At 61.9% G+C, this 1,646-nt stretch carries 1 protein-coding gene; it reads right to left on the bottom strand.

The genetic code is table 11. The features are described 5' to 3' along the window. Positions 1-239: 239 nt before the first annotated feature. The coding region (locus tag NW860_RS07620; protein WP_414513420.1) for an ArnT family glycosyltransferase at positions 240-1,646 on the bottom strand (1,407 nt) is incomplete at its 5' end.

Here is a 1,646-nt window from a genome sequence, read left to right as displayed (position 1 = left end):
AGTTCCTGCTGGAGGACATCGAACGGGCGCGCCGCCTTCGCCAAAGTCCCGAATCGTAGTCTGCAACACCCAAACCTTATACCAACTGTGCAGCCAGAGTTCATAATTCCCCCCTCCTGCAGGTTCCCCCCGCTTCGCGAGGGGAACCAAGCCCATCGGTTCCCCCTACAGGCAGGGGGAACCTTAAGGAGGGGTCGTCAACTGCTGTTTTTTTGTGAACTTTGGTGCGCCGATTGGTATTACTCTAAGTATCGTAAGCACCCCACCGCCAACGCAAACATTAGCCCCGTAAGCCCCAGCAGCGCAGTCGGTCGGTAGCGTTCAGGCACAAGCCGCTCCCAGCCGAGCGCCCAGAAGACGCTAATCGGCAGCAGCGCGGGGTAGAAGTAGCGTCCCTGCGTCTGGAAAAACACGCGCACAAACAGCACGAAACTGACCAGCGTCAGCAGCAGGCACAGCCCCGCCAGCAGCAGCCACGCCCGCGCCCACAGAGGCGACGGCTCGCGCAGGCGCAATGCAAAGCCGACCATCGCGCCCAGCGTCAGCGCGCCCAGCCCGAAATAGACGCTGCTCGGCAGGAAGTTCGGCAAGCCTGTGTGCGCCGTGTCGGGCACACCGTAGGCAAACCAGAAACTGCGAAAAGTCCAGTCCGCTACCAACTGCGCGTACTGTCCCCAAGTCATCCCCTGATCGAGGAAGTCCTGCGCCTTCGCTGTGCCTGCGAACACCTCCAGGAAGGTGCGCCGCAGCAGCGGGTCGTCATACAGAATATAGTTGCGCACCAGCCACCAGCCACTGATGCTTAAGGTGAGTAGCAGCGCGAGAAAACCCATGCTCAATCCTGGAACCAAACTCCTGTATCGCATCCATCCCCACAAAAGAATGCCGAGCAGCATAAGTGGGATTAGCAGGATGCCCGTCGCTTTGGTCAGTACTGCAAGCCCTGCGAGGACAGGTACGGTTAGTAGGGGCGCACAGCCGTGCGCCCCTACATCCCTCTTCCCCTGCGCCTCTACATCCCTCTTCCTTGTAGTGGGAGAGGGGCTGGAAGTGAGGGCTTCAAAGGCGCGTGCGTTGCCCAAGTTCACCAGCAACCCATACAACACTGCTGCAAACAGCAGGTTGGTCAGCGCGTCGTTGCCGACCGCGCTGCCGATGGCGATGTGCATCGGCAAGAACGCCGCGAAGCCCATCCCTGTTAGCGCAAGCAGCGGGCGTTCGGGCGCGAGCCGACGCAGCGTCAACCATACCAGCCACATCACGCCCGCGCTGCACAGGGTAGATAGCAGGCGCACTGCCTTGCCCTCGCCCCCCGCCAGCGTGTAGACCGCTGCGGCAAGAAAGTAATAGAGCGGCGGCTGGTGCGCCTCGTAGCCGACGCCCGCGTAGCCCTCGAACTTCGGCAGTCGCCACTCCCGCGCGACATACGCCACATACTGGAAGTGTGCGCCCTCGTCGGGGGTGTTCGGATAGCCGTTGTTGCCGAAGGGAGTGGCAAGGTTGTAGGCAATCGCCAGCAGGCAGTGCGCCGTGAGGATGACCCACGGCGCATAGCCCAGCCACGACGGGGTCAGTAGCCCTTGCTGGCGAGGTATTTCGCGAGGTCGGCGACGCGGCATGAGTAGCCCCACTCGTTGTCGTACCAC

Source organism: Synechococcus sp. F70.1, from assembly GCF_047502745.1.
In the GTDB taxonomy this organism is placed as follows: domain Bacteria; phylum Cyanobacteriota; class Cyanobacteriia; order Thermostichales; family Thermostichaceae; genus Thermostichus.
The sequence above is the reverse complement of the archived record's forward strand: the minus strand, read 5'-3'. Positions and strand labels throughout refer to the sequence as shown.